General features: G+C 56.6%; 18 protein-coding genes. 5 read left to right on the top strand and 13 right to left on the bottom strand.

The window, feature by feature from the left end; genetic code table 11:
• Nucleotides 1-249 precede the first annotated feature (249 nt).
• Together ACOTX3_RS12145 and ACOTX3_RS12140 are read right to left on the bottom strand one after the other, a co-directional pair.
• Nucleotides 250-1290 carry an NADP-dependent oxidoreductase gene (locus tag ACOTX3_RS12145; RefSeq protein ID WP_058678640.1) on the bottom strand — a complete coding sequence of 347 codons (1041 nt, stop codon included), beginning with the start codon at nucleotides 1288-1290 and terminating at the stop codon, nucleotides 250-252.
• Between the two features lie 65 nt (nucleotides 1291-1355).
• The gene (locus tag ACOTX3_RS12140; RefSeq protein WP_127869038.1) at nucleotides 1356-1931 is read right to left on the bottom strand and encodes a helix-turn-helix domain-containing protein; all 576 of its coding nucleotides are present in this window, start codon (nucleotides 1929-1931) and stop codon (nucleotides 1356-1358) included.
• Nucleotides 1932-2081: 150 nt separating this feature from the next.
• On the opposite strand from ACOTX3_RS12140, the gene ACOTX3_RS12135 reads away from it, so the two are divergent.
• Together ACOTX3_RS12135 and ACOTX3_RS12130 are read left to right on the top strand one after the other, a co-directional pair.
• Nucleotides 2082-2600: a GNAT family N-acetyltransferase gene (locus tag ACOTX3_RS12135; protein WP_013096485.1), complete on the top strand. Its 519-nt coding sequence runs from the start codon at nucleotides 2082-2084 to the stop codon at nucleotides 2598-2600.
• Nucleotides 2597-3046, top strand: a complete 450-nt coding sequence (locus ACOTX3_RS12130) for a DMT family transporter (RefSeq protein ID WP_023621252.1) — start codon at nucleotides 2597-2599, stop codon at nucleotides 3044-3046. Before ACOTX3_RS12135 ends, ACOTX3_RS12130 begins: the two co-directional genes overlap by 4 nt.
• A 3-nt stretch (nucleotides 3047-3049) precedes the next feature.
• Here the strand turns inward: ACOTX3_RS12130 and ACOTX3_RS12125 are convergent, their stop codons facing one another.
• A complete protein-coding gene (locus ACOTX3_RS12125; RefSeq protein WP_013096483.1) occupies nucleotides 3050-3283 on the bottom strand; it encodes a YdcY family protein in 234 nt (77 codons plus the stop codon).
• A 99-nt stretch (nucleotides 3284-3382) separates the two neighbouring features.
• Entirely contained in the window at nucleotides 3383-4981 is a 1599-nt protein-coding gene (locus ACOTX3_RS12120) for an ABC transporter substrate-binding protein (RefSeq protein WP_421631616.1), read from the bottom strand.
• 283 nt (nucleotides 4982-5264) lie between these two features.
• Here ACOTX3_RS12120 and ACOTX3_RS12115 point away from each other — a divergent pair, with 283 nt between their 5' ends.
• Genes ACOTX3_RS12115 through ACOTX3_RS12105 form a run of 3 tightly spaced genes read left to right on the top strand, consistent with a single transcriptional unit; the run spans nucleotide 5265 to nucleotide 11768 of the window.
• Nucleotides 5265-6611 (top strand): SrfA family protein, encoded by a 1347-nt coding sequence (locus ACOTX3_RS12115; RefSeq protein WP_058678638.1) that lies wholly within the window; start codon nucleotides 5265-5267, stop codon nucleotides 6609-6611.
• A gap of 4 nt (nucleotides 6612-6615) precedes the next feature.
• On the top strand, nucleotides 6616-9597 hold the full coding sequence (locus ACOTX3_RS12110) for a virulence factor SrfB (RefSeq protein ID WP_029882937.1): 2982 nt from the start codon (nucleotides 6616-6618) through the stop codon (nucleotides 9595-9597).
• Nucleotides 9594-11768, top strand: a complete 2175-nt coding sequence (locus tag ACOTX3_RS12105) for a virulence factor SrfC family protein (RefSeq protein ID WP_029882936.1) — start codon at nucleotides 9594-9596, stop codon at nucleotides 11766-11768. The genes ACOTX3_RS12110 and ACOTX3_RS12105 overlap by 4 nt, the downstream gene beginning before the upstream one ends.
• 56 nt (nucleotides 11769-11824) lie before the next feature.
• Here the strand turns inward: ACOTX3_RS12105 and ACOTX3_RS12100 are convergent, their stop codons facing one another.
• From ACOTX3_RS12100 to ACOTX3_RS12060, 9 genes are all read right to left on the bottom strand, one after another.
• Nucleotides 11825-12580: an alpha/beta fold hydrolase gene (locus ACOTX3_RS12100; protein ID WP_029882935.1), complete on the bottom strand. Its 756-nt coding sequence runs from the start codon at nucleotides 12578-12580 to the stop codon at nucleotides 11825-11827.
• 86 nt (nucleotides 12581-12666) lie between these two features.
• Entirely contained in the window at nucleotides 12667-12840 is a 174-nt protein-coding gene (locus ACOTX3_RS12095; protein ID WP_013096478.1) for a GhoT/OrtT family toxin, read from the bottom strand.
• A 285-nt stretch (nucleotides 12841-13125) separates the two neighbouring features.
• Nucleotides 13126-13413: a hypothetical protein gene (locus ACOTX3_RS12090; RefSeq protein WP_029882934.1), complete on the bottom strand. Its 288-nt coding sequence runs from the start codon at nucleotides 13411-13413 to the stop codon at nucleotides 13126-13128.
• A gap of 175 nt (nucleotides 13414-13588) precedes the next feature.
• Complete coding sequence (patD, locus tag ACOTX3_RS12085) at nucleotides 13589-15013, bottom strand: aminobutyraldehyde dehydrogenase (protein ID WP_023621156.1); 1425 nt, start codon at nucleotides 15011-15013, stop codon at nucleotides 13589-13591.
• A 24-nt stretch (nucleotides 15014-15037) separates the two neighbouring features.
• Nucleotides 15038-15844, bottom strand: a complete 807-nt coding sequence (locus tag ACOTX3_RS12080) for an ABC transporter permease (RefSeq protein ID WP_029882932.1) — start codon at nucleotides 15842-15844, stop codon at nucleotides 15038-15040.
• Complete coding sequence (locus ACOTX3_RS12075) at nucleotides 15834-16778, bottom strand: ABC transporter permease (protein WP_058679483.1); 945 nt, start codon at nucleotides 16776-16778, stop codon at nucleotides 15834-15836. Before ACOTX3_RS12075 ends, ACOTX3_RS12080 begins: the two co-directional genes overlap by 11 nt.
• A gap of 1 nt (nucleotide 16779) precedes the next feature.
• Complete coding sequence (locus ACOTX3_RS12070; protein ID WP_058679482.1) at nucleotides 16780-17793, bottom strand: ABC transporter ATP-binding protein; 1014 nt, start codon at nucleotides 17791-17793, stop codon at nucleotides 16780-16782.
• A 17-nt stretch (nucleotides 17794-17810) separates the two neighbouring features.
• Nucleotides 17811-18956: a putative ABC transporter substrate-binding protein YdcS gene (gene ydcS, locus ACOTX3_RS12065; protein ID WP_014832084.1), complete on the bottom strand. Its 1146-nt coding sequence runs from the start codon at nucleotides 18954-18956 to the stop codon at nucleotides 17811-17813.
• 273 nt (nucleotides 18957-19229) lie between these two features.
• On the bottom strand, nucleotides 19230-20639 hold the full coding sequence (locus ACOTX3_RS12060; protein ID WP_058679481.1) for a PLP-dependent aminotransferase family protein: 1410 nt from the start codon (nucleotides 20637-20639) through the stop codon (nucleotides 19230-19232).
• Nucleotides 20640-20672: the final 33 nt, after the last annotated feature.

Here is a 20672-nt window from a genome sequence, read left to right as displayed (position 1 = left end):
AATTCCTGTAGCTAAAACTTAATGCTATTTATTAACGTCAGTTTAAATAAACGACGTTGGTCCGATATATCCTGTATCGTCATGCCTGGTGGTGGGAAATGCGTATAAACATCAAAAAGTACAAACACGGTTTTTTATCGCTCTTTGGCTCATCCGCAAGGAAGGCACGAAAGCTGTGTAGGTTTAATTAAAGACAATATATCGTATCTTCACAAATAAATATGGCGGGTTACCCCGCCATAATCTTGTTTATTTATTGTCTGCCGCGACGCGAATCACGACTTTGCCAAAGTTTTTGCCTTCCAGAAGGCCAATCAGCGCATCCGGTGCGTTTTCCAGCCCATCGGTCACCTGTTCACGATAGTGGATTTTACCCTCCTGCACCCAGCGCCCCATCTCTTCCTGGAACTCTTTGATGCTGTGTCCGTAATCCTGGCCGATGATAAAACCCTGCATACGAATGCGTTTTTTCAGGATGGTGCCCATTAACAGCGGCAAACGATCCGGCCCCTCAGGCAGACCGGTGGCATTGTAGCCGCTCACCAGACCACATACCGGCACCCGCGCGGAGGTATTGAGCAGCGGGAGCACGGCGTCAAAGACCTTACCGCCAACGTTTTCATAATAGATATCAATACCGTTCGGGCAGGCGTTCTGAAGCTGCGTGGCAAAATCATCGGCATGATGATCCAGACACTGGTCAAAGCCCAGCACCTCAACGGCATGGCGGCATTTCTCTGCGCCTCCGGCCACACCGATGACCCGGCAGCCTTTGATTTTACCAATTTGCCCAACCGTCGCACCTACGGGCCCCGTTGCCGCGGCAACCACCAGGGTCTCACCCGCTTTGGGTTGCCCGATATCCAGCAGCCCCATGTAGGCGGTAAAGCCCGGCATCCCCAGAACGCCCAGCGCCCAGGAAGGACGGGAGGGATTTTCGCCCAGTTTGACCAGACCACTGCCGTCAGAGAGGTCGTACTCCTGCCAGCCGCTGTATCCCAGCACCCATTCCCCTGCTTTAAAATCCGGATGACTGGACTGCTCAACGCGACTGACCGTTCCGCCGACCATCACCGCACCAATTTCAACCGGCGGTGAATAGGAAGGCGCATCGCTCATGCGGCCGCGCATGTACGGGTCAAGCGAAAGCCAGATCGTACGCAGCAGAACTTGTCCTGCCGCCGGTACCGGAACCGGCTGCTCTTCGAGACGAAAGTTATCCGCGACCGGCGCGCCGTGTGGACGCGAAGCCAGTACCCAGCGACGATTTTGCGAAACAGATTGATTCATCAGAGACTCCTTATGGTACAGATGTCCATTGATCCTGGCTCATGATCCGCCTGAGCGCCTTAACATTACGAGCCAGACTGGTTAAGCCGTACCACCAGATAGACGCAGGGTTCATTGGTTTCGTTAATGAACCGACAGTCATTGGGCGGCCCGAGCTCCAGACAATCCCCGGCCTGCATTTCGTGGCGGGTGTCGCCTTCCTGAAAGACCAGCTCCCCGGACTGCAGCCAGATCAGCTGGCGGGCCAGCGCATAGGACGATGCGGGCATCGGCACATCGCTCCCGGCGGGCAGTTCAACCTGGACAAGATCGATGGGCAGATCGGTGCGCGGTGAAACGTGGCGGCGCAGATAATGGGTTTGCGGATCGCGCCAGACGGGCTGGTTAGCAAGGCGCAGCAGTTTACCCTCCTGCATCTCCGCTCTTGCTATCAGCGTTGACATGCTGATGCCGAACGCACCGGATAAGCGCGCAAGCAGTGTTGCCGTCGGGCTGCTGTCGCCGCGCTCGATTTTGTGGATCATGGTGCGCGAGACGCCTGCCCGATCGGCGAGTTCGCTCAGCGACCATCCGCGTGATTCGCGTTCAAGGCGAATTCTTGCGCTAATTCGTTGATTCATCGTGTCTGTTATGGTGTTCATGACGTCATACTATAGTGTATGAACGGTATTTCAATGAGGTTTTAATAACAAAAAAATCGGGCTTATACCGTAGCCATCTGTCCGGGTTGTTGTGTAATATCGTAGCAATAACGTAATAACATAGTAAACAACACATTCAGGGGTTCCATCATGATCGTTCGTCATGCCTGCAAAGAAGACTGCGCCGCTATTGGTGAAATTTACAACCACGCGGTGCTGCACACCGCCGCGATCTGGAACGATACCACGGTCGATACTGATAACCGTATCGCATGGTTTGAGGCCCGCACCCTCGCAGGTTATCCGGTGCTGGTAAGCGAAGAGAATGGCATCATCACCGGCTACGCCTCCTTCGGTGACTGGCGCGCCTTTGACGGTTTTCGTCATACGGTAGAGCACTCGGTTTACGTCCACCCGGATCACCAGGGCAAAGGCATTGGCCGTATGCTGATGAAGGCGTTGATTATTGAAGCCCGTGACATCGGCAAGCATGTGATGGTGGCGGGGATTGAAGCGCAGAACCACGCCTCTATCCATCTTCATCAGACGCTTGGCTTTGTTACAACGGGTCAGATGCCGCAGGTGGGCACCAAATTTGGCCGCTGGCTGGACTTAACCTTTATGCAACTGCAGCTTGATGAGCGCAGCGATCCGGATGCGATTAAATGAACCAATCACTGACGCTGGCTTTTCTGGTGGCGGCGGGCATTGGCCTGGTGGTGCAAAATACCCTGATGGTGCGCATCACCCAGTCCTCCTCCACCATACTCATTGCGATGCTGCTGAACTCGCTGGTCGGCATTGTGTTGTTTGTCAGCATTCTGCTGTTTAAACAAGGGGTCGCGGGGTTTAGCGAGCTGGCATCCACGGTGCGCTGGTGGACGTTGATCCCCGGGTTGCTGGGTTCATTTTTTGTTTTTGCCAGCATCAGCGGTTACCAGAATGTAGGCGCGGCGACAACCATCGCCGTGCTGGTGGCAAGCCAGCTCATCGGCGGGCTGATAATGGACGTGCTAAAAAGCCATGGCATCCCGCTGCGGGCGCTGATCGGCCCGGTGTGCGGTGCAGTAATGCTGGTGGTGGGCGCGTGGCTGGTGGCCCGACGCCAGTTTTGAACATTACAGAATAACGCCGCCTTTGGTGAGCTGCTCCTGGCGCGCCTCCATCTCTTCTTTATGTTGCTTACCGTGGTGCGATATCGCGGTACGCAGGCGCTGCTGCTGGGTATAGCGTTCTTCGCGGCTCAGCTCAGCATCATCGCTCAGTTCAATCAGCAGTTCGTTCATATGCGCAATGACGCTTTCGTCAATCGCGGCATCCACACGGGCGATAACTTCGTTTAAATGTGACATTGTCACTCCTTTTCATTTGCCCGGTGGCGCTGCGCTTACCGGGCCTACGAGGCATGAGTAGGCCGGGTAAGGCGTAGCCGCCACCCGGCGATAAAATGCTTAGTTCAGCTTCGCTTTTGAGAAATCACTGCCCATCAGGCTCACGCTGTAACCCGTGACGTTGCTGCGGGTTGCATAGAATGTTTTGCCGTTTGCCAGCGCAATCCACGGCGCCTGCTGATAGAAAATCTCCTGCGCCTGGCTATACAGCTTCGCACGATCGTCCGGGTTGCTGGTCAGTTTGGCTTTCTGCACCAGGGCATCATAATCCTTATTACACCAGCGCGCAGCGTTGGAGCCGGTTTTGATGCTATTGCAGCCCAGCAGCACATCGGCAAAGTTATCCGGATCGCCGTTATCCGACATCCAGCCGAATAGCGCGGAGTCGTGCTCGCCTTTACGCATTCCGGAAAGATACTCTCCCCACTCGTAAGAGACGATTTTGGCCTTCACGCCCACTTTCGCCCAGTCGCTCTGGATCATCTCGGCAACACGGCGGGAGTTCGGGTTGTACGGACGCTGTACCGGCATTGACCACAGCGTGACCTCCGCCCCCTTCTCCAGTCCGGCCTGTTTCAGCAGGGCTTTCGCTTTTTCCGGGTCGTAGTTGTAATCCTTCAGATCTTTATTAAAGCCCATCATATTTGGCGGAATTGGGGATTTCGCGACCGTACCGGAGCCCATAAAGACGGCGTTAACGATGGCCTTTTTGTCGGTGGCGTAGTTCAGCGCCTGGCGCACCAGCACGTTATCAAACGGTTTTTTCTCGGTATTGAACGCCAGATACCCCACGTTCAGCGCATCGACGGAGTGCAGCGTCAGGTCTTTGTTGTTCTTAATGACGTCAAACTGCACCGGAGATGGCGCAGGAATGATCTGGCACTCATTGGTTTGCAGTTTCGCCAGACGGGTCTCCACGTTTGGCGTGATGGAGAAGATCAGGTGTTTGGTCGGGACCGGGCCTTCCCAGTAGTTCGGGTTAGCCACATAGCGGATCAGAGAATCCACTTTGTACTGCTGGAGTACATAGGGGCCGGTTCCAATTGGCCAGGTATCGACGTTCTCAGGCGTGCCTTTTTTCAGCATCGCATCCGCATATTCGGCAGACAAAATGGAGGCAAAATCCATGCCCCAGTCGGCCAGGAAAGCGGCGTTCGGTTCACTGAGGGTGAACTGAACATGATAATCATCGACCTTTTTAACGTCCTGAATCAGCTTATCGAGGCCGACGTCGTTAAAGTATTCGTAATTGCCCTGCGACACATTGTGATACGGGTGTTTAGGGTCTTTCTGACGCATGACCGAGAAAATAACGTCATCGGCATTAAAGTCGCGCGTCGGTTTGAAGTATTTGTTGCTGTTGAACTTCACCCCTTTACGCAGCGTAAAGGTATAGGTCTTTCCGTCGGGTGAAATCGTCCAGGATTCCGCCAGAGACGGAACCGGGGTGTTTTTCACCGGGTCGAAATTGATCAGGCGGTTATAGAGTACCTGAGAGCTGGCGACGAATGACGGGCCTGAGCTGGCAATTTGCGGGTTGAACGACTCGGGGGACGCTTCAGAACAGTAAATAAGGGTGTCGTTGTTTGCCGCCCATGCGGCACCGGCTGGTAAAATAGCGCTCAGCGCAAGGGCGAGTAGTGTTTTCCCTGTAGACATGGTTATAACCCTGACAGTTTTATTATATAGGACAGTAATAACAGCACAGCCGCTATAACCTGGCAAATAACGAAACACTATCAGGTTATTCTAAAGCCGCGTTTTTCGCTGGTTTTACAGCCAGTGCCGAAAAAGGTGATTTGTCTTAAGTTCCATTATCCGTCAAGCACAACCGTCACGATCTATGCCGCAAGAAATCGGCGCTTTTAGCGTCTCTTCCTCCGTTTGTTTGCTTTCCGGTTTCGTTAAAGTAACGGTGTGAAGAAGTATATGGGATCAAATCGTGGCAAAAACTCTTTTACGCAGCGGTAATCTGGATGATTTTCAGGCCGTTGGCGGCGGCGGACAAGCCGTTTTTGAATCAGCGTTGCAAATACGTGAAGCACTCCGGTTGCGCAAACAGCAGGCCATTGTCGACTGTCTGGCCATTCCGCAGGTCAACGACGGCGGTGACCGCGTGGACTGGTACTCCCCGGTGGAAGGTAGCGTCACCAGCTGGAAAACGGCCAATGAAGATGACCGTTTTCGCGCCCTACGCTATCTGGAAAATACCCTTGCCAGCGTTGAATCGCTGAGTAAGAAATGCCTCCAGTCGCCTAAAACCGCACAACAGCTTTTTGGCTCCTTGCTGTCGAAAGCCTTCCAGTTCCCGAGCGAAAATTTCCTTTATCTGGTCGACGGTAAACCGGTCATTGCGTTCTGGGGATTTGTAAACCTGAACGAAAATGCACGCGATGACGTACTCGACTGCCTGCGCGAATCGCTGATCCCTGAGCCCGCGCCGGTGGTGATTGAAGATCCTGAACCGGAACCAGAACCGACCCCGGCCGTCACCTTTGAACACGCTGACGAACCTTTGATCGCCCCGGCCACGGTTGTGCGCATTACGCCGGAAGCGCTGTATGAGCCCGAGCCCGCGCCCGCCGTTGCGCCGCCTGTTGAAGAGCCTGCTGCTGCGCCCGTCGTGAAAAAGCGTCGCGTGCCCTTATGGTCGCTGCCGGTTGCCGCTGTGATCGTTGCCGCCATTGCCGCCCCGCTGCTGTGGCCAAAACAGGCCCCTTCGGCAGAGCCCGCGCCAGCCGCCGCCCCGGCACCGCAACCCGTGGCGATTGCCCCAAAACCGATTAAAGCGGTTGAACCACTGGCGATGAACCTGCCGCTGCATCAGGCTGAGGTGGTAGAGAGTAAAGCGAAGGAACCCGATCCCGCTCCGGTGTCTGCCCCGGTGGTGATTGCCGCGATCCCGAAAGATGCCATGGTCATGGAGGCCGGTCAGGTCAAAGCGGGCTCGACGCGTTTCCTGAACGGCACCTGGCGCGCCATTCTTGACGTAAAAGATCCGGTGACCGGCAAACCGCCGTCACTGCGCTATCAGATCCAGAACAACAAAGGCTTCGCCCGTGTTGTGCATGGCGATAATGTTGTGTGCCGCGTAGAGGTTTTCTCCGGCCTGCACAGCAATGGCGAGCTGATGATTAAGAGTCGCGGCAATGCACGCTGCACAGACGGTTCCCGCTACCCGATGCCGGAAGTCTCCTGTAAAGCAGGCACCAGCGATGTCGCCGAATGCAATGCCCGTTATGATGCAAAAACCGTCGTTCCACTGACGTTTAAGAAAGCAGGTGCCTGATCCTATGCTGGTAAATCTTTGCGACTATAAACAGAGCGTTACGCTTATTGCCAACAGCGGTGTACAGTTCCTCGATTTCGGCCTGACCCCGCAGGACACCGCCAGCAACGGGCGTTTCGTGCGTAAAACCGCGAACGGCCCGCTTTTGCGCCTTGATTTCGACCTGGTTAACGGGCGTTACACCCTGCCCGGCACGGACGGCGGCCAGCCTGAGGTAGTCAAGCCTGAGACAACCATCGCGCTGCATCAGTCCCTGGCCGTGCTGGATGGCGTCTGGCTCCCCGTTCCGTTCCTGCGCTTCAACCCGCCGCGAACCTTTGTTGACGGCCCGGACAACTGGGCGCGCGTTCAGGTCCGCAAGCTGGAGACGCCGGACACCGCAGGCAACACCCATCGCGTCACCCTCGCCCTCGACAGCCAGATTGCGGAGCATGCCACCTCCGCGCTGTCGCCGGTGGAAAACGATATTCTTAACGGGACCCGCTTCGCGCTGGCCTGGCGCGATGCCGAAGTAGAAAATTTCCTCGACCAGACGTGGATAGATGGCTGGCTGCGCGAAGCGTTCACGCAGTACGCCTCGGACGTTGAACACCGTTCAGAACGCGATCTGCAGCAGGCCATGCGCAGCTTTGAGTATCAGGCACACTGGCTGAATGTGCTGACCATGCTTGGTGAACAACTCACCGTGCCGGAAGTCAAATTTGTCACCCATACGCTCAGCACGCCTGCCATTCCGGTCGATTTGATCCTCGACGTGGGCAACACCCATACCTGCGGCGTGATTATTGAAGATCACGGCGACGCCAACGACGGTCTGCGCCAGACGGCCGAGTTGCAGGTGCGCTCTTTAAGCGAGCCGCAGTTCCTCAATGAGCCCCTGTTTACCAGCCGCCTGGAGTTCTCGGAAGCACGCTTTGGCAAACAGCACTTCTCGGTTGAAAGCGGTCGCGAGGATGCCTTCGTCTGGCCTTCTATTGTCCGGGTTGGCGATGAGGCGCGTAAGCTGGCCATGCAGCGTCTGGGGACTGAAGGTAACAGCGGTATCTCCAGCCCGCGTCGCTACCTGTGGGATGAGACGCCGGTGGTGCAGGACTGGCGTTTCAGCCAGATGAACAGCAAAACCCAACGCGAGCCGCTGGCGACCGCGTTCCCGCTGATGAACCTGATGAATGATGACGGCGAACCGCTGTTTACGCTGCCCCAGGACGAGCGTCTGCCGGTTTTCTCCCCGCAGTACAGCCGCAGCACCCTGATGACCCATATGCTGTGCGAGCTGCTGGCACAGGCGCTGGGCCAGATCAACAGCGTCGCCACGCGCTTGCGTCTGGGCTTCCCGGCGTCTCCGCGCCAGCTGCGCACGCTGATCCTCACACTGCCCTCGGCGATGCCGAAGCAGGAGCGCGAGATCTTCCGTCGCCGCATGTTTGAAGCGATTGCCATCGTCTGGAAAGCGATGGGATGGCATCCGCAGGATGAAGACTTTGCCACCCGCAAGCAGCAGGATAAAAGCGTGGTGCCGGTGCCTGAGATCCAGATGGAGTGGGATGAAGCGAGCTGCGGGCAACTGGTCTGGCTTTACAACGAAGCGATCTCCCGTTTTGGTGGTCAGACGGAAGCCTTCTTCGCCTCCCTCGCCCGCCCGGATCGTGAACCTGAGCCTGGTGTCCAGCCGGGTCGCGCGCTGCGCGTTGCTTCTATCGATATTGGCGGCGGCACCACAGATATGGCGATCACCCACTATCAGCTGGATGACGGCTCCGGGAATAACGTCAAAATCACGCCACAGCTTCTCTTCCGCGAAGGGTTTAAAGTGGCCGGCGACGACACGCTGCTGGACGTTATCCAGCGCTATGTGTTGCCAGCCCTGCAAACGCAGTTGCAGAAGTCCGGCATTGCGGACGCGTCTCTGCTGATGGCGTCGTTGTTCGGTGACTCCGGGCGTATTGATACCCAGGCGGTATTGCGCCAGCAGACCGCACTTCAGCTCTTTATGCCGATCGGTCATGCGATCCTTGCCGCGTGGGAATCCAGCGACATTGACGATCCGCTGGCCGGTTTGCATGCCACCTTTGGCGATCTGCTGCCGCAGAAGCCGACCCGCAATGTGATGAACTACCTGCAGCAGGCTGTCGACCACGCTCTGCCTGCTGGCTCTGAAGCCTTCGACCTGTTTGCCGTGCCGCTGCATGTGAATTTCCGCGAAATGCAGGATGCGATGCTGGCAGGTCAATTCACGCTGGCCTCTCCGCTCCATGCGGTGTGCGAAGCGATCTCTCATTACAGCTGTGATATTTTGCTGATCACTGGTCGTCCGGGGTGCCTGCCGGGCGTGCAGGCGCTGATCCGCCATCTCCAGCCCGTGCCGGTCAATCGCATCGTATGGCTGGATAAATACCAGGTTCATGAGTGGTATCCGTTCAGCCAGCAGGGTCGCATCGGTAACCCGAAATCGACCGCCGCCGTGGGGGCCATGCTCTGCAGCCTGGCGCTCGATTTGCGTCTGCCGCGCTTTAACTTTAAGGCGGCCGATATTGGCGCCTACTCCACCGTGCGCTATCTGGGCGTGCTGGATAACACCGTTAACACGCTGCGTGAGGAGAACGTCTGGTATCAGGATATCGACCTGGATAAACCTGGCGCAAAACTCGACGCCCGCCTGCATTTCCCGCTGCGTGGTAACGTCACGCTTGGCTTCCGCCAGCTGGCGAACGCACGCTGGCCGGCGACGCCGCTGTACACCCTGAGTATCAACTCGGCGGAACTGGCCAAAGCGATTGCTGGCGACGGCGTGCTGAACGTGCGGCTTAAGCTCTGCGGAGGCAGCAAGCACGAAGGCCCGGAATCTTTCGAGCTAAGCGACGCCTGGCTGCAGGATGGAACCCCTGTCCCACCTGACGCCTTAACCTTCAAACTGAATACCCTGGCCGATCGCCGTCATAGCGGTAGCCACTACTGGATCGACAGCGGGAGTGTATACCTGAAATGAGTGCAACGATGACCACCACGCAGGCCTTAATCGGGTGGATTAACGAGACGCGCCTGCACGCCCCGGTGCTGGATAACGATGCCGACGCCCTGCTGGCACGTATCAATGCGGCGCAGGCGCGGGAGCAGGCCATTGAACAGGCGCTGACCCGGCGGAGCAGCATTGGTCTGTATGGCCACTCCCAAAGCGCCAAAGCGCATCTGCTGTTGTCCCTGTGCGGCAACGGTAACGGACGGCTGAACGTTATTCCCGGGCAACGCACGTTCGACTACTTTTCACATATCAACCCGGGACATGCCCTGACCAACATGGCACTGCGCTTCAGCACTGAAAGCACAGCGGTGGACGATGAGGCTTTCCCGCTACGTCTGAGCCTGGTCACCGAGGCTGAGCTGGTGCAGCTGTTTATTGCCCGCACCACCTTACACCCGCAGATCCGCGCCGTGGATAAGGCCGTTATCGAGACGCGCCTTGAGAAGTGGCGCGGCCTGCGTCAGCCGCAGGGGGTACCGGGCATAACGGCGGAGGAAGTGGGCGCGATTGCCCGCTTCTGGCAGAGCACGGTACCTGCCGCCAGACAGCAAATTGATGATGTGCTGTGGCATCAGTTTGCGCAACTGGTGCCATCGCTTGACCTCACCACCCGGGCCAGCGTCTGGTCGCTTTTATGGGGTGAGCAACAGGAACTGACCCAGCAGTGGTTAAAGCTCGCCCATGTTCTGCACCAGACCAGCCACGCCAGCGAACTTGCCGCCCCGCTCAGCCTGCTGGTGGATAACTTTGGTCTGCCTGGCGAAGGCTTCCTGACCCATGGCACCTTTACCCTTCCGGACGCTCAGGAGACGCTGCTGCATCCCCTGAACAACGGCGAGATGCTTAATGCCATTAGCCTGCCCGTCGATGTACTGGCATTCCTGACGCGTGAACTGGTACTGCCTGTCGAGAGCAGCGCGCTGGATAACGTCGATATTATTGATATCCCGGTCTTTGCAGACAACAGCGCCGATCCGCTAAGCCAGGCCAAATGTCAGTGGCTGCTGGAACACTATCGCCAGCAGCTGCAGCCAGATGTGCTTGTGATCTGCAATGCGACCGCGCAGCACGACCAGACGGCAAAAAAAGCAAAGGTACTGATGAACTGGGTCAAAGAGACGCAGCCTGCGGAGGAATCAGCCCTGCCGGGTCTGGTGTGGGCGATTACGCCTCACGACGCGCGTTTTACCACCCGGCAGAATCTCGATGAAGCAGTCCAGCATCTGCTGGGTAAACCGGGCCTGCGCTGGGGCACGCTGCAGGCGCTGGACAGCCACAGCATGCAGCGCGTCATCGAGTGGCTGTCACAGGCCACGTTACCTGCCCAGCGACAGAAACGTCTTAACACGCTGAAAACGGCGCTGCGCCAGGAGCTGTCGGCTTTGATGCACAGTTATCTGGCACCGCTGGTTGAGGAGCCTGCAGCAAGACGAACTCAGGCCGAGAACATGGTTCGCACCCTGCAAAGCAGCGCCGCCCGCCACGGTGAGTTGCTCGAAGGGCTTCTGCCTCCGCTCAAAGCCTTCGAAACGCTTCTGGCCGTCCAGCAACCGCGCGAGGAGCAGGTCAACGGTCTGTTTACGGATACCATCGATCTGTTTGCCGATAATGCGCAGGAAAGTGCCAGCACGTTCCAGACAAAAGATAAAGCGCGCCTGGCGCATAAAGTGTGGATGAACCATTTGCGCCAGTGGAGTCGCAATGACGCAGCGGCCACACGCCTGGGTCTTGAGCCTGCGGTGTTACAGCAAATTGCCGAGGTTCTGGTGGTCGCCAGCTACCGTCTTAACCTGCCTCAGCAGCTTCAGCGTATTGTCGAAACCGACAAGAGCAGTGCCGCACAGCTGCATGCGGTGATGGGCAATTTCGTTGGCTGGCTGGGTTACGACCAGACGCCTGTTGCTGAACGTCCGGCAAGCCGCATCCGTAAGGGGCAGGCAATCTTTGTTACGCCCGTGGTTAGCAGCGCCGCGCCGCGCCTGACGCGCCTGGAGGAACAGCCTGTCCATGCGGCCACCGCGTACGTTTACGACTGGCTGGTTGCCCTCTATAGCCGGGCAATAGAGAACATTGATTATCAGCACCCGCATGATGTTCAGCCTGACGCACGTCGGGCATTACAGGCTTTAATCATGTAGCAGTCTTTGTTGCCGGGTGGTGCTGCGCTTACCCGGCCAACATTTCGCAACGATAATCACGCCGACATACACTCCGCTAACGTCTGCGCCAGTGCCGACGGGTTTTCCCACGACATGGAGTGCCCCGCAGCAGGGATGATTTTGACCTCAACGCCCTTCTGCTTCAGGCGCTCCACATCGTCATCCGGCAAAGAGAGCTCGCCGAAAATCAACGTCACCGGGCAAGGCAGCGACAGAAATTGCGTTTCCCAGTCTGGCTCAACGCCCGCCACCAGGCTCGATGCGCCGCGCCAGACAGCATAAGGTGCATTACTTTGGAGGCACCCGGCCCACGCCGTTTTTTCTGCACAGAGCATGGCCTGATATCCCTGTTCCAGAAACTGCTGTTCCGTTTGTGCGGCAATCGAGCGGCTGAACATCCCACCCCCGGCATGAAAATTGGGTTCCGACACCATCAGCCCTTTAACACGCGATGCCAGCAGCCCCGCCGCTTCAATGGCGATGCTACCGCCCATGCTGTGACCGTACAGCCAGAAGGCATCGAGCTTGAGATGATCCATCAGTTCAGCCACAACGCGGGCCTGATCGGTAGTTTTGTAGCTGTAGTGCTCAGGCTTATCGCTGTAACCGCTGCCGGGTAAATCGATGAGAATCGTTCTGCACCCGCCAAACTGAGGGTCTCGAACGACGCGGGGATATTCATAGGACGAGGCGCAGCCCAATCCGTGGATGAAGACAACGGGATCGCCGGTGCCGGGCAAATCATGCCAGCGGACGGTGCAACCCGCATGTTGCGAGTAAAAACTGTTCATAAGCACTCCTTTTACGATGCACTGTTTATTTATACAGTTATCGTAGCGGGAATGCCATGTTCATCGTTTAAAAATGGAAGCGTGCTTCAGAAAAGCGAGACCAGCAGCGCAACGGGGAAGCTCATCGGCCACGTCGACCCTACCAGAAACGCGCTGAGCAGGCGGATGCGTTTACGATCTTTAGACAGGAACCAGGTGATTAATGCGCAGATAGAAGCCATGATTGCGTAAAAAACCAACATCTTTTGATACAACGTCATTCTGTATTCCAGAGCCGAAAAAATAACCGCACGCAATATGCGTCATATGTTGATACAGATCAAGTTTTTTCGTTACACAATAACCACTTAAATATTAAGGCTAATAACAAATGAGTATATTGCGTTACAACTATGCCCTGACAAGGATCCGTCTTCGAAAACCATGCATGACAAGATCAAGATTGTAGTTGACTCTTTAATCCCTCTGGCTTCGATGCCCCGTGGTTATCTTCAGGTAACAAAAAACCCCGCTTGAGCGAGGTTTGGCATCTTTTCAATGGTGAATTAAAAAGGAAGCATTGCGCGGATTTCAGTGTGCCAACTATGAAAGGCAGGTAGGTCATCTAATAACCAGAAACCTAAACCAAGTACTGCAGCACTCATCATCATTTGAGCAATAACGTTAAACCAGTATTCAATAGGTTTAGTGTCTTTGTGGATATATTCCTTTCGCATCGTTCCCTTGAAGGTTTTAGTGTAGACACCTCGTCGCAAAAAGATAATCGACTGAACAAGCATAAAGGGGCAGGTCAGAAAAATTGCACATACCGTGAACCAATATTGAAATCCCATTACCTGTCATTCCAGTTGCCGTTTGGGGCCATTATTACACATGTTTATCCAATTCCAGTCAGGATGGCATAATCATCAACCAGGCAGCTCTGCTGAGCACTAATTTTAACGTCAATGGTCCACAAGCAAGCGACTGCAATATATTTTCAATATATTACAGCCACTTAGCTGCATATTAGTGTTTTATCATCACATGCCGGACTACGGTATAATCCTCAAGCCCGTACACCGACATATCTTTCCCATAACCGGATAACTTCATGCCGCCGTGTGGCATTTCGCTTACCAGCATAAAATGGGTATTCACCCAGGTGCAGCCGTATTGCAGACGCGCACTCAGCCGGTGAGCTCGCCCCACATCCCGGGTCCAGACGGACGAGGCCAGGCCATATTGTGAATCGTTAGCCCAGGCCAGCACCTGTTCTTCGTCGTCAAATTCAGTGACGCTCACCACCGGGCCAAAGACTTCACGTTGCACAATGGCATCTTCCTGTTTTGCCCCGGCCAGCAGGGTTGGCTGGAAGTAGTAACCCGCTCCCTCTTTTTTACTGCCGCCCGTCACCACGCGGATATGGCTGAGCGCTTTGGCCTCCTCCACAGCCTGACAGACGCGCGACAGATGCGCTTGCGAGCTCAGCGGCCCCAGCTCGGTAGAGGCCTCTTCCGGCGCCCCCATCTTCAGGCTGGCCACCGCTGCGCCCAGTTTTTCCACCAGCGCAGCATAAATGCCCTTTTGGGCATAAATCCGGCAGGCCGCAGTACAGTCCTGCCCGGCATTGTAGAAACCAAACGTCCGCACGCCCTCGACGACCGCATCCAGATCGGCGTCATCAAAAACGATAACCGGTGCCTTGCCGCCCAGCTCCATGTGGGTACGTTTTATGGATGAGGCGGTATGGCCAATGATGTGCTCCCCGGTTGCAATTGAGCCGGTGAGTGACACCATGCGCACTTTCTCATGCCCGGTCAGCGGATCGCCTACCGTTTTTCCGCGCCCGAACAGCACGTTCAGCACGCCTGCAGGGAAAATATCCTTCGCTAGTTCGGCCAGTTTTAAGGCGGTCAGCGGCGTAATCTCAGAAGGCTTGATGACCACGCAGTTCCCGGCGGCCAGCGCCGGTGCCAGCTTCCACGCCGCCATCATTAGCGGGTAGTTCCAGGGGGCGATGGAGGCGACAACCCCGACCGGATCGCGGCGGATCATCGAGGTATGGCCGTCCAGATACTCACCCGCCGCCAGTCCGTTCAGGCAGCGGGCCGCGCCAGCAAAGAACCGAAACACATCGACCACCGCGGGGATCTCATCGCCCAGCGCGCAGTGCAGCGGCTTACCGCAGTTCAGGGATTCGAGTCTGGCAAACTCGTCGGCATGCGCTTCAATAACGTCAGCCAGTTTCAGCAGGCATTCGGCACGCGTTTTGGGCGTGGTTTGCCCCCACTGTGCGAATGCCCGATCGGCTGCCTGCACGGCCGCGTCGACCTGCGCGGCTGATGCTTCAGCAATCTCCAGCAGAACCTCTCCGGTGGCAGGGTTATAGACCGGCTGTTTTTCCCCCTCGCCGCTCACCAGTTCACCATTAATCAGCAGTCGTTTTTGCATAGCATTGTCCCGTTGAAATCAATGTTATTTCCCGCTCCCGGCGCTGTTCTCGCCGTCGCGGGTTAGCCACCAGGCTCCCAGAATGGGGAAGGTTGTCACCAGCATCACCAGCAGTGCGACCACGTTGGTGACCGGCACGTCACGCGGACGTCCGAGCTGGTTAAGCAACCACAGCGGTAATGTGCGCTCGTGTCCAGCGGTAAATGTTGTGACGATAATTTCGTCAAACGACAGAGCAAACGCCAGCATGCCCCCGGCCAGCAGCGCCGACCCAAGATTGGGCAGGACCACGTAACGGAAGGTTTGCCAGCCATCGGCCCCTAAATCCATCGACGCTTCAACCAGGCTCCAGGAGGTGCGTCGGAACCGGGCAATCACATTGTTAAACACCACCACCACGCAGAACGTGGCGTGCCCGACAACGATGGTAAAAAAACCAGGCTCCAGATTGATGGTTTTGAAAGCGGTCAGCAGCGCCAGACCGGTGATGATGCCCGGCAGCGCTATCGGTAACAGCAGCAACAGCGAAATGGCGTTTTTGCCAAAAAACGCGCTACGCCACAGCGCCGCTGCAGCAAGCGTGCCAAGTACCAGGGCAATAGCCGTCGCTAACGTCGCAATTTTAAGTGACAACGTCACGGAATCGATGATGTCGCCACGCCCCGCCGCCACGCTAAACCACTTCAACGTCAGCCCCTGCGGCGGGAAGCTGAAGGCCGCGTCCTCAGTATTAAAAGCGTAGATGGCAATAATCAGCAGGGGGAAGTGGAGGAAGATCACCCCGCCCCAGGCGGCCACTTTCAGGAACAACGGTGCGCGTTCAGAGTGCATCGAATGCCCCCAGACGTTTCACGAACGCCAGATAAAGCGAGATAAGCACAATCGGCACCAGGGTGAAGGCAGCAGCCATGGGCATATTGCCGATGGCCCCCTGCTGGGCATAGACCATATTGCCAATGAAATAGCCAGGCGGCCCTACCAGCTGTGGCACGATAAAATCCCCCAGCGTCAGAGAGAAGGTAAATATCGAGCCCGCCGCAATACCCGGGATCGCCAGCGGTAGAACAACATAACGAAAGGTCTGACGCGGACGCGCGCCGAGATCGGCAGAGGCCTGCAACAACGAGGCAGGCAGCCGTTCCAGCGCCGCCTGCACGGGCAGGATCATAAACGGCAGCCAGATGTAGACAAAGACCATAAACCGCCCCAGCCCGGAGGTCGATAACGTGTTCCCGCCAATCGCCGGGAGCGTCAGAACAGAGACCAGGATCGGCTCCAGCCCCAGATGGCTGAGAAACCACTGCGCTACGCCATCTTTCGCCAGCAGTAGCGTCCACGCGTACGCTTTGACGATATAGCTCGCCCACATCGGTAGCATAACGGCAATATAGAAGAACGCTTTCCATTTGCCGCTGGTGTAACGCGCCATATACCAGGCCATCGGGAAGGCCAGAATGGCGCTGGCGAGGGTGACCGCAATCGCCATCACCAGCGTACGGATAATAATGTCGTAGTTTGCCGGGTTAAAAAGTGCCTGAATGTTCGCCAGCGTCAGGTCCGGCGTAACCGACATGGTGAAGTCATCAAAGGTATAAAAGCCCTGCCACAACAGCGTGAGGAGCGATCCCAGATAGACGATGCCAAACCACATCAGCGGTGCCAGCAGCAGCAGGAATATCCCCAGCGACGGTTTGCGCCAGAAGTGCGCGGTCATGCGGCTTAGGGTACCGCGCGGTGCGGGAGGATGTAAGACGCTCATCGCCATTTCACCCTTCCTCATGCAGGCGGATCATGGCGTCGCGCGACCATGACGCCAGCACCGCCTGCCCCGGCTCAACGCCGGTGTGCAGTGTGGCCGCGCTGAGATTGGCCTGGCTCACCAGCAGTTTTGCCCCCCCGGCAAGTTTCAGCTCCAGGCGCGTTGCCGCACCCTGATACTGGACAGCCTGAACCACGCCTTCAACCTGAACCTCACCGCTCTCATTGAGTCGGATATGTTCCGGTCGAAGCGAATAAGCGCCCTCCATGCCGCACACTTTCTGCGCCAGTGCCGCATCGAAAACGTTCGAGGTGCCGACAAAACTGGCCACGAACGGCGTACGCGGCCGCATGTATAGCTCACGCGGGGTATCCACCTGCTCAATGCGTCCGTTGTTGAAAACGGCGACCCGGTCGGACATTGACAGGGCTTCCCCCTGATCGTGAGTCACAAAAATAAAGGTGATCCCGAGTGCCTGTTGAAGTTTTTTCAGCTCGACCTGCATCTGTTCACGCAGTTTCAGATCGAGCGCGCCCAGCGGTTCATCCAGCAACAGCACGCGGGGTTCATTGACCAGCGCACGCGCAATGGCAACGCGCTGACGCTGGCCGCCGGAAAGCTGCGACGGCTTGCGTGCAATGGCAAAGCTCAGCCCGACCTTTTCCAGCGCCTCCTGCGCCAGTGCATGGCGTTTTTTCTTGTCGATGCCTTTGACCATCAGCCCGTAAGCGACGTTATCGAGAATCGACATATGCGGAAACAGCGCGTAGTCCTGGAACACCGTATTGACGTCTCGCTCCCACGGAGGAAGCTCACTCGCTTCTTTACCGAAGATTGTGATTGTCCCGCCGGAGAGTTGTTCAAAACCGGCGATCAGCCGAAGGCAGGTGGTTTTGCCGGAACCCGACGGCCCCAGCATGGAGAAAAACTCCCCGTCACGAATGGCAATGCTCACCCCATCCACCGCACGTACGTCGCCGTACAGACGGGAAACGTCATTAAACTCTACCGCGTACGTCATGTTCTGCTCCCGGATGATTAACGGCCACCCATGATGGCGATGTAATCCTGCGTCCAGCGGCTGTAAGGCACATATTTGCCGCCTTCGGCGATCGGGGTTTTCCAGAACTTGATTTTGTCAAAGGCGTCGTAACCGTTGGTTTCACAGCCTTTCTCACCCAGCAGCGTACTGGCCTTACACCCTTGCGCCACCACCGGCAGAGAGCCAAACCACGCCGCCAGATCGCCCTGCACTTTTGGCGTCAGCGACCAGTTCATCCATTTGTAAGCACACATCGGGTGTTTTGCCTGCGCGTGAAGCATAGTGGTGTCTGCCCAGCCCGTGACGCCCTCTTTCGGGAAGACGGTCGCGATCGGCTGGTTTTCGGCTTTCAGGGCATTCGCCTGGTATGGCCAGGCGCTGGACGCCACCACGCCTTCATTCTTAAAGTCACTCATCTGTACGGTGGTGTCATGCCAGTAGCGGTGGATCAGGGCGTGCTGATCGCGTAGCACTTTCAGAACCGCTGCGTACTGTTCTTCCGTCAGCTGGTAGGGGTCGTTAATACCCAACTGGGGTTGAGTGGCCTTCACAAACAGTGCCGCATCGGCAATGTAAATCGGCCCGTCATAGGCCTGCACGCGGCCCTGGTTGGTTTTACCGTCCGGTAAGTCCTGTTTTACAAACACCACGCTCCAGCTGTCCGGCGGTGTCGGGAAGGTTTTGGTGTTGTACATCAGCAGGTTTGGCCCCCACTGATACGGCGTGCCGTAGACGTTGCCGCCCACGTTAAACCATTCACCTTTAACGAGGCGCGGGTCGAGGGTTTTCCAGTTGGGGATGAGTTCCGGGTTAATCGGCTGAACGCGTTTGCCCATAATCAGACGGAGCGACGCATCTCCGGACGCGGTGACCAGGTCATACCCGCCTTTCGCCATCAGGCTCACCATCTCGTCCGACGTGGCGGCGGTTTTGACGTTTACCGCACAGCCGGTCTCTTTTTCAAACTGGGTTACCCAGTCATAATTTTTATCCGTTTGTCCCCGCTCGATGTAACCCGGCCAGGCAATAATATCCAGCCGACCCTCTCCGTCGCCAATCGCTTTCGGTGGCTCGGCGGCTTGCGCGGTCATTATGGCCATACCAAGCGCACACAGGCTGCTGCGGGCAAATTTTTTGCTCATAAACATTACTCCAGTCGCAATGAAAATTTAGCGGCAGCCGTGCCGTAAAAATATCTCCCTCATTAAACGTAGACCGCGCAAATGCCCCGTACCGTGCGGCTTAAGGAAATTTCATCAAGGTGTGACCGAGGGCGCATTCCCCGTTAACTGGATTATAGACAAGGGGTTAGGCGTGAGAGGTGGTATGCAGATTTCGTATGATGCGACGCGGCAAAATGGTCGCCGCGGCGGCAAAAAGATAAGCAATGATTATTTAGCGAGAGACCGGAATCGTTATTTCAACATGCTGCTGATTAATTTCCCTAACTGAATAACGGCTTGCTCTTCCCGCTCCCCCCATGCCCAGGAGGTATTAAAACGGAAAAAAGGTGTCCAGACATCTGAGGTAGAAAACATCTTGCCTGGGGCAATACTGATGTGATGGCGTAAAGCCTGTTCGCTTAACAGCCCTGCATCCAGCTGTGCCGGAAGCTCCAGCCACAAAAAGTAGCCGCTATCGTTATGATGGATTTTGACGCCCTGCGGCATATGGCGCAAAAGTGACTGCCACGCCTGCTGTTTACGCTCGGCCAGCGTGCGTCGCAGGCGGCGAAGATGGGCGTCGTAGCGTTTGGTCGCGAGGTAATCCACCAGCGCCAGCTGCATCGGGGAGCTGGTAGAGAGCGTGCTCATCAGCTGAAGCTGCTGAATGCGCCGCGCATGTTTACCCGCCGCTACCCAGCCGATACGAAAACCGGCCACCAGACATTTCGAAAACGAGGAGCAGTGCAGCGTCATGTCCTGACGATCCCAAGCTTTCGCCGGGAGCGGCTTTTCACGGCCAAAATAGAGCTCGCTGTAGACATCATCTTCAATCAGCGTGACGTTGTGCCTCGTCAGCAACGCCACAAGCTGCGCTTTTTTCTCCAGGCTGAGCGTAAAGCCAAGCGGATTTTGACTGTTGGTCATTATCCAGCAGGCCTTGACCGGGTAGTCATTCAGCGCCTGTTCAAGCGCATTGAGATCGATTCCCTCGCGCACGTCCGTCGCAATCGACAGGGCCTTCAACTTCAGACGTTCCAGCGCCTGCAGCGCGCCGTAGAAACAGGGGTTTTCGACAATCACCCAATCCCCCGGCTCGGTCACCGCCTGGAGACTCAAGTTCAGCGCTTCGAGCGCGCCTGCGGTGATCACGATCTCCTCCGGTGAGATGTTCATCCCCTGCTGTGCATAGCGGCGGGCAATGGCGTGGCGCAAATCGACATTACCCGGCGGCAGGTTTTCAATCACGCTCATCGCCGTCGCGGTTTTGCTGACGTTCGCCAGCGAGCGGTTGAGTTGCTGAAGCGGGAAAAGACGCGGGTCGGGAAAAGCGGAAGCGAAAGGAACAACCGACGGGTCGCGGCTGGCCTGCAGAACGTCGAAGATATAGGTGTTGATGTCCACCGCTTCGTCGCGCATGACCTGTGCAGGTGGCGCTGGCTGTTGTGCGGTCGGGCGCGAGGCAACGTAATAGCCCGACTGCGGTCTGGCGACAATGCGCCCCTGACTTTCCAGCATCTGATACGCGTGGCCCACGGTCATAAAACTCATGCCGCTGCTCGCCACCTGCTCTCGCAGAGAAGGCAGCTTATCGCCCGGCAACCATACGCCAAGCTCAATCTGCGAGATAATTTGTTGCGCCAGACGCTGGTATTTTTTCATCAGATTCTCCTTAATGCCGACAGTGTATATCAG

The organism is Enterobacter cloacae complex sp. IR5384 (assembly GCF_049237265.1).
Classification (GTDB): domain Bacteria; phylum Pseudomonadota; class Gammaproteobacteria; order Enterobacterales; family Enterobacteriaceae; genus Enterobacter; species Enterobacter cloacae.
This window is presented reverse-complemented; position numbering and strand designations above follow the sequence as displayed.